The 2354-nt window shown below is 61.3% G+C and carries 1 protein-coding gene and 4 pseudogenes; 2 read left to right on the plus strand and 3 right to left on the minus strand.

All coding sequences use genetic code 11. The annotated features are described in order from the left end of the window. Positions 1-336: transposase (locus E4K64_RS39585; RefSeq protein ID WP_209311914.1), on the plus strand; the 336-nt coding region annotated here is incomplete at its 5' end. 183 nt (positions 337-519) lie between these two features. Here E4K64_RS39585 and E4K64_RS42040 read toward each other — a convergent pair. After that, positions 520-717 (minus strand): annotated as a pseudogene (locus E4K64_RS42040) (hypothetical protein); the annotation flags it as partial. Further along, positions 689-907: pseudogene (locus tag E4K64_RS39595) on the minus strand (IS256 family transposase); the annotation flags it as partial. The pseudogenes E4K64_RS39595 and E4K64_RS42040, both read right to left, overlap by 29 nt. Between E4K64_RS39595 and E4K64_RS39600 the strand changes: the two are divergent. Beyond that, positions 901-1635: pseudogene (locus tag E4K64_RS39600) on the plus strand (IS256 family transposase); the annotation flags it as partial. The pseudogenes E4K64_RS39595 and E4K64_RS39600 overlap by 7 nt on opposite strands. A 206-nt stretch (positions 1636-1841) precedes the next feature. On the opposite strand, the pseudogene E4K64_RS39605 reads toward E4K64_RS39600, so the two are convergent. After that, positions 1842-2354 (minus strand): annotated as a pseudogene (locus tag E4K64_RS39605) (transposase); the annotation flags it as partial.

Raw genomic sequence — 2354 nt, forward strand, 5'->3', positions numbered from 1 at the left:
ATGAACAGCCTCACCGCGGCCTTTCCGGGCCGGAAGCTTCACGTCATCCTCGACAACCTCAACACCCACAAGAAGAATGAGAACTGGCTCAAGGCCCATCCCAATGTGCAATTCCATTTCACGCCGACCAGTGCGTCGTGGCTCAATCAGGTCGAGGTATGGTTCTCAATCTTGCAGGGACAATCGCTCAGCGGCACCTCCTTCACAAGCCTCAAGCAGCTTCAGGAACACATCGATGCCTACGTCAACGCGTACCACGACAAAGCCGAGCCCTTCGTCTGGACCAAGAAAAAGGTCCAACGCCGTTTCAAAGGCCGCCGTCTCACGCAGCTCTGATTCCGGGTACTAGCTTTGCAGAAACTGATGAGCAAATGGACACAGCCAACTTTGCGGATGCGTTCGCCAGTATGCGCTTAGCCGAATCTGGGGGATGTCCCGGGTCCTGTTGAGTTTCTGAGGAGGTCGGCGTTGCCCACCTTGAGCCGGTAGGCTCGGGCTGATTCCACAAAGGAGAGCAACGCCATGACGAGAGATATCACACCGGCTGGTTCGCCCGTGGCGCGGCCCGCAGGCCGCCGTCACATCCGCCTCCATCATCGTGCCGAGCGCCTCGATCCCCGCCGCAAGGCAGAACCGATCGAAGCTCGCCCGCACTTCCGCAAACGCTTCGTCCACAACCCCAGTCGCCGACCACCAGAAGGTCGAGCGTGGACAGATCGGCAGCCATGAAGTCGGCCAGCCGCGCCGCCGACAGCGCAACGAACCTCCGCGAGGCCGCCGATTTCGAAATCCCAGATCCGGGCGGTGCCGGCACGTCCCCCTCGGGCAGCCGGACGGCGCGGCCGAACCGGCGCGTCGACACGTTGATCAGCATCAGGTTCATCGCCCAGCGACCGAGCCATCCAAATCGACGGGCTGCATCTCGACGACGATCTCGTGCTAGTCGCCGCGATCGGGGTTGACGGCGAAAGGCAACAAGCATCCGCTGGCGTTGGTGGAAGGGGCGACCGAGAATGCCGCAACGGTTCAGGCCCTGCTGGACAACCTGGTCTCGCGCGGGCTCGCCCCGACGGTGCCAAGACTGTTCATCGCCGCCGGCGCGAAGGCGCTGTCGAAGGCGATCCGCCGCACCTTCGGTCCGGCCGCTGCGATCCAGCGCTGCCAGATCCACAAGGCGCGCAACATCATGGAACGCCTGCCGAAAGAGCATCATGCGGCCACCATGCGCCAGGCCTGGGAGCTCGATGACGCCGACAAGCGAAAAATTGATCCGCAACCTCGCGCGTCGACTCGACCAGCAATGGCCCGGCGTAGCGGCCAGCATCCTCGAAGGCCTCGACGAAATCCTGACTGTCGTCCGGTTGAAGTTGCCGAAGGAGCTTCGTCGATCGCTCGCCTGTACCAACATCGCCGAGAACATGATGGGCACCATTCGCCGCGTCACGCGCAACGTCAAACGCTGGCGGGATGCCGGTATGGCCTTGCGATGGGTCGCGGCCGGCATGATCGAGGCTAACAAGGGCTTCCGACGATTGAAGGCGCATAAGCAATTGTCGGTTCTGCGTGCGGCCTCTTCAAGCTCGCCACAATCGCATGACGATCAACCCCGTTGCCCACGTCACGAGGGCCGCGTAACATTCATTCCGGCAACGTCGGCTCGACCTAGTTCAACAGCGATCGGGAGATCCACCCAGACGAGTTGAGAAGTGCTTAAGTCGTCGACTGCTTTGGGTGAGCATTAAGTTGAACGTCGACCTACAGAATGAGCCGAGCTAACGTGCCCTTCCGGTCCTCGCAGCGATAAGATTGTTCTGCACCAAACTAGTAGCCCTGCACAGTGATTATGACTCTTTGGAAGAGTTGGGATAGGCGCGGCCCATTTTGGCTCGGGCCGTGTCCGTGTTGAACATCCATTTGATGCGGGAGCGTGCGGCATTCCTCTGCCGTTCCCAGGCGGCGATTTCGCGGCGCAGTCGCTTGGGGTCGTCGATCCTGCGATCGAGGCACTGTCCCCGCAAGACGCCGATTTCGATCTCGACCATGTTGAGCCAGCTTGCGTGCTTGGGGGTGTAGTGGAACTCAAGCCGGCGCAGTATCCGTCTGGCTTCGGCAGGCGGGAACGCCTGATACAGGCGCCGGCGGAGTGGGTCGATAGATTGTTTTGGACGACCCGGATGGTCTCGGCGTCGGGATAATGGACGTCGACGAGTTCGCGCATGCATCGGGCGTAGTCTTCTGCCGCACGGTGCTCGGTGACTTTGACCTTGCGCCAGGGGCGATGCACGTCGAGCAGGACGAAGAGGTTGACGGTGCCATTGCGCCGATACTCGTAATCGTAACGTTCGAGCCGGCCG

Source organism: Bradyrhizobium frederickii (assembly GCF_004570865.1).
In the GTDB taxonomy this organism is placed as follows: domain Bacteria; phylum Pseudomonadota; class Alphaproteobacteria; order Rhizobiales; family Xanthobacteraceae; genus Bradyrhizobium; species Bradyrhizobium frederickii.